Raw genomic sequence first — 5,300 nt, 5'->3', positions numbered from 1 at the left:
TTCCGATCTGCTGTTATTGATTAGCCTTAGTATTGTTGCGAGCGGAAAGAACTCAAAAAAACAATAGAGCAATTCGAAGACTCTTCGACAGAGATTGATTCTAGTGAATTTAAAAATAATATCATTCCACCATACAACCTATTCTATTTAATCTTCATCACCTTCATTTAATGAATTATTCTTTCACCGTGAACATCACCGAACACCTAATGGTTTGACACATATTGATGTTGCATATACGTTATCTTTTGAGAAAAATACCCTTCATTGAGATGTGAATAGTTGTGTGCTATTATTTTTTGAACCAAAGTTGTTTTGGATGTGTTCCTTTAAAACACAGATTAATAATTGGTTAAATGTACACACATTCTAAAATATAAATTATGAAAGCAGCAGTATTCCATAAGCCCGGCGATATCAGGGTCGATAATGTACCTGACCCAGCTATACTTGACCCAAGAGACGTCATTCTAAAAGTAACCGCGACCGCAATATGTGGCTCCGATCTACATATTCTAAGCGGTGCAGTCCCGCAGAAGGAAAACCTGATCATGGGACACGAATTTATGGGCATCGTAGAGGAAGTGGGCTCAGAAATCACCAATCTAAAAAAAGGCGACCGTGTAGTAGTCCCCTTTCCGATCGCTTGCGGAAAATGTTTTTTCTGTACGCATGAAGCATCTCCTGCCTGCGAGAATTCAAACTTTAAACACTATGGTCCCAACGGGGATTTGATGGATCAAAAAGGTGGTGCACTCTTCGGCTATACTGATCTTTACGGAGGATATTCTGGCGGTCAGGCTGAATATGTACGCGTTCCTTATGCCGATATCAGTCCTCGGATTATTCCCGAACACCTGACTGATGAACAGGCTTTGTTTTTAACAGACATTTTTCCTACCGGATGGTCTGCGATTGATTGGGCAAATCTGAAAGGCGGTGAAACTGTTGCAATCTTTGGTTCGGGTCCTGTCGGCCTGATGGCTCAAAAAGCAGCATGGCTTAATGGTGCTGGTCGAGTTATCGCTATAGACCCACTGGACTATCGATTGGAGAAAGCGAAAGCAGTCAATAACGTTGAAATCCTAAACCCACATAAAGTAGATGTTATTCAGGCAATTCGTGAAATGACTGACGGAAGAGGAGCCGACGTGTGCGTAGATGCAGTAGGCTTTGAGCCCGAACGAAATTTTATGGATAAAGTAAAAGCAACGATAAATTTTGAAAAAGGGTCGATAAAAGTATTGGAAATGTGCTTTGAAGCGGTCAGACGAATGGGAACAGTATCGATCATGGGCGTATATGGTTCACCATACGATAATTTCCCACTATTCAGGATTTTTGATAAAGGTATCACCATTAAGCAGGGTCAAGCCCCTGTTCTTAACTATATTGACAAGCTTGTCAACCTCGTCAGCGAAAATAAAGTAGTTCTCGATGATATTATCACCCACACCATTCCGCTTACTGAAGCGGAGCATGGCTATAAAATCTTCAATGAGAAAGAAGACGATTGCGTTAAAGTAGTTTTGAAACCCTAAGATAAATTTGCGAGGAAAAATCACGAAAAATGAGCAGGCTTGCTGTAAACATTAAATGATTTTCCCTCGCGGTTTATCGTTCGGTTAATGCGGATAGGCCTTTTCGCAAATCGCTAAAATAGCTTCGCAAGTATTCCTTCAAAAGTTACCAAAATATTTTCTCCATATTTTTGCTGTGCTTTGGTCTACTTTCTCTTCAAGCGTGTAAGCTGTAATCCCCCCTTTAAAATTAGCTGCAGCACTTTCGATCTGGGACCACCCCATCTGCAAATATTTTTTGTAAATCAATCATACGCTTTAAGACGATAGTAAATACTATATCAGATAATTAGAGTTTATTTCTATGCATTATTGAAGCTACAATAGTTCATTTATTTTTAAGTATCCTTAATGATAGATTAAAAACAACTTAATTGTTTCTAATCTATCTGCTTTTTTACCCAACCATTTGCCCTCCAAAAATGTTTTAAAACCGAGTCGAATAAATAATCAAAATATGAACTAATGAGGAAAACATGATCAACAAAAATACCGCAAAGCTAGTTTTGGTAGACTTGTATCGATTTTCTATATTACCCCAATTTATAAACGGCTAAATCTATATTTGCTGTCGGCTTTTATAATTTATCAAAAATTTTCCCTTTAGGACAGAGTTGAATTCGTTGATACAAATAAACTGTGTATATTTAACATTTACTTATACAATCTCAAACTACCGTTAAACATAAATGCAGAAACCATGATTTTAATTGTAGATGACCAAGAAGAAAACATATTTTCATTAAAGAAGCTCTTAGAATCAAAAAATTTTTTAGTGGATACTGCCCTCTCTGGTGAGGAAGCGCTAAAAAAATCCCTGAAAACCGACTACGTACTCATTATTCTGGATGTCCAGATGCCGGATATGGATGGATTTGAAGTTGCAGCAACCCTACGTGGCCTCAATAAAACAAAAAATATCCCGATAATATTCCTATCGGCAGTCAGCAAGGACAAAAAATTCATTACGCAGGGATATGCTTCCGGTGGTCATGATTACGTCACTAAACCTGTCGATCCGGATATCCTGAATCTGAAAGTCAAAACTTTCTATGATCTCCATGAAAAGACAGTCGCTCTCAATAAAATGCAGGAACAGCTTCTATCTGAAATCGAAGAACGCAAAAAAGCCCAGCGTGCCCTTGAAAAACAGGTTGACCAGCTCCACCTGACACTCGAATCCTTACCGCAGCTGGCTTTCACTGCAAATTTTGATGGGGGCATAAAATTTGTCAATTCCCAATGGTACCGATTTGCTCGGTCCGCTGAATCTTTTCCGCCCACACATCCCGATGACGAGGAGATCAAAATGCTATGGACTGACGCTGTGTCACACAGAACGGTTTATGAAAAAGAAGTCCGCATCAAAGAGCTTAGCGCAGAAAATTACAAATATTTTCTTCTTCGCATAGCACCGATACGCGAGCAGGAATCGGGCCCAATTTGGGTGGGAACCCTGACGGACATTGACCACAGAAAACAATTGGAAAAAAAGAAAGACGAATTCTTGAGCATTGCCAGCCACGAACTAAAGACACCTCTGACCAGTATTAAGGGTTATGTGCAATTTATGATGCGCCTGATCGGCTTAAACGACATTTCTTCTATCCAAAAACATCTCCTTACCCTAGATGGACATGTAGATAAGTTACAGGAGCTGATAAAAGACCTGCTCGATATTTCTAAAATTGATAGCGGCCAGCTAAATTTAAGAAAAGAGGATTTTGTAATTGAAAACCTGATTGAAGAGACTATATCCTCAATGAGACAGATGAATGCCGATGTTGATTTTTATTTTCATTACGATCCCAATCTTATCAACCACATGATAAAAGGTGATAAGAGGCGTATAGAGCAAGTCTTGATCAATTTTCTCAGTAATGCGATAAAATATTCAGTCAATAGGCCCTGTATAACAATAGACATACAATATGAATCTGACTCAGTTAGTGTATTTGTCACCGATTGCGGTATAGGTATCCCGGAAAACAGGCAAAAACACGTGTTTGATAAGTTTTACCGTGTGGAAGAATCGTCCGTAAACTTTCAGGGTCTGGGGATTGGTCTTTATATCTGCGCTGAAATAATTAAGCAGCACAATGGAACTATCGGTGTACGCAGTGCCCCCACAGGAGGAACTACTTTTTATTTTTCTTTACCTTTAAATTGAACCAGGCAATGCCAAAACGTTTTTTAAGAGATCTGCAGATCGGCTTTGGATTTTCACTGGCCCTGTTATTGACCAGTTCGACAGCATCATATCTAAGTATCCGTAATCAGATCCATAATAGTCAAATGGTTGATCACAGTAGACGTGTTATTGCACGCTCGAACAGAATTTTGATCGACCTGCAAAATGCCGAGACTGGACAGCGGGGGTTTTTGCTCACCGGAAGAGAACATTTTCTGGAACCCTATTATAGCAGTTCCCGCTCCCTCCCTCAGTCAATTGCCACCGCCCGTGACCTGGTATCGGACAATCTCCCGCAGCAAAAAATAATAGATAGCATCGGCCAGCTGGTCGAGTCCCGATTGAATAAACTGGCCGGACTGGTTAACATAAAAAAGGCCCGGGGTACGGTGACCTTAGAGGACATGGAGGAGGGCAAGAAATATATGGACAGATGCCGTGCGCTTCTCGCAAGACTTGTGGACAATGAAGAGAAATTGCTCGACAGTAGGTCCGGAAGGCTCAATACGGCATCAACATTGACTTCACTTTTTGTGATCATCGCTGCGATTTTTTCGCTGTTCATTACCATATTTTCTTATATAAGGCTTAGAAGGGACCTGGCGAAACGGGTACAGCTCGAACAAGACCTTAAGAAAAAAGATAGGGAGATCACCCAAAGACTCGTCGCAACACAACGTATTGCGGGACAGATTGCTGCCGGAAACTATTCGGTTAAAATCAATGACCAGGAGCATGATGAACTAGGAAGTTTAGCCGGTTCACTAAACAATATGGCAGATTCGTTAAAACAATCTTTCGATGAACTTAGCGACAATGAATGGCGCCAGACCGGGCTCGCCTTGCTAAACGAAGTTTTAGTCGGCAACAAAGTGAAAGAAGATCTAGTTTCCGATGCATTGCAAATCTTAGTCACTTATGGGGAATGTGCCAACGGCTCCCTTTATATCCTTGAGCATACGCAGCTAGCACTGATAGGAGCCTACGGCCATGAAGATTCGATGCGGCAATTTATCGCACCCAGAGAAGGCGCTGTCGGTCAGGCGTTTGTGGACGGCAAAGTACGGATCATAGAAAATCCATATCCTTCGAAAAATGTGGTCAGTTTTACTGCAGGATATTTACCCCTGCATTCGATCTTATTACTTCCAATTTTTGATGGTCACACCTGCATTGGTGTTATTGAACTTGGTTCTTTCAGGAAATTCGAGGAACCCCAGATGCCCTTTTATAGAGAAGCGGGCCGTCATATTGGTGCAGCGATTGTTGCAGCTCAGGCGCGGCTGAAAGTACAGCAGCTGCTTGAAGAAACGCAATCGCAGACAGAGGAACTTCAGGCACAGCATGCCGAGCTGGAAAATCTCAATGCAAATCTTGAAATCCATACCCAAAAACTCCAGACGTCCGAAGAAGAACTACGCGTACAACAGGAAGAACTGCTGCAAGCCAATAAAGAACTGGAGCAACGCTCTGCAATGCTAGAAGAAAAAAATATACTGATAGCAGACCGAAATCAGGAAATTCAGAAA

The 5,300-nt window shown here is 41.0% G+C and carries 4 protein-coding genes; 3 read left to right on the top strand and 1 reads right to left on the bottom strand.

Translation table 11 applies throughout. The annotated features are described in order from the left end of the window. Window positions 1-383 precede the first annotated feature (383 nt). Window positions 384-1,541, top strand: a complete 1,158-nt coding sequence (locus B2X72_RS03770) for a zinc-dependent alcohol dehydrogenase (RefSeq protein WP_088161295.1) — start codon at window positions 384-386, stop codon at window positions 1,539-1,541. A gap of 138 nt (window positions 1,542-1,679) precedes the next feature. Here the strand turns inward: B2X72_RS03770 and B2X72_RS03765 are convergent, their stop codons facing one another. Next, window positions 1,680-1,805 carry a hypothetical protein gene (locus B2X72_RS03765; RefSeq protein WP_262507993.1) on the bottom strand — a complete coding sequence of 42 codons (126 nt, stop codon included), beginning with the start codon at window positions 1,803-1,805 and terminating at the stop codon, window positions 1,680-1,682. Between the two features lie 475 nt (window positions 1,806-2,280). On the opposite strand from B2X72_RS03765, the gene B2X72_RS03760 reads away from it, so the two are divergent. Together B2X72_RS03760 and B2X72_RS03755 are read left to right on the top strand one after the other, a co-directional pair. Beyond that, window positions 2,281-3,750 (top strand): hybrid sensor histidine kinase/response regulator, encoded by a 1,470-nt coding sequence (locus B2X72_RS03760; protein WP_286848321.1) that lies wholly within the window; start codon window positions 2,281-2,283, stop codon window positions 3,748-3,750. Between the two features lie 8 nt (window positions 3,751-3,758). After that, window positions 3,759-5,300: CHASE3 domain-containing protein (locus B2X72_RS03755; protein WP_286848319.1), on the top strand; the 1,542-nt coding region annotated here is incomplete at its 3' end.

The organism is Sphingobacterium sp. UBA7253, assembly GCF_002472745.1.
GTDB classification, from domain to species: domain Bacteria; phylum Bacteroidota; class Bacteroidia; order Sphingobacteriales; family Sphingobacteriaceae; genus Sphingobacterium; species Sphingobacterium siyangense.
Note: the sequence above shows the minus strand (reverse complement) of the source record. Positions and strands in the feature narration are given on the sequence as shown.

Bases quoted from the DNA above. Each gene is read 5' to 3' on its own strand.
- B2X72_RS03770 (WP_088161295.1), top strand. From the start codon at position 384: ATGAAAGCAGCAGTATTCCATAAGCCCGGCGATATCAGGGTCGATAAT.
- B2X72_RS03765 (WP_262507993.1), bottom strand. From the start codon at position 1,805: ATGGGGTGGTCCCAGATCGAAAGTGCTGCAGCTAATTTTAAAGGGGGG.
- B2X72_RS03760 (WP_286848321.1), top strand. From the start codon at position 2,281: ATGATTTTAATTGTAGATGACCAAGAAGAAAACATATTTTCATTAAAG.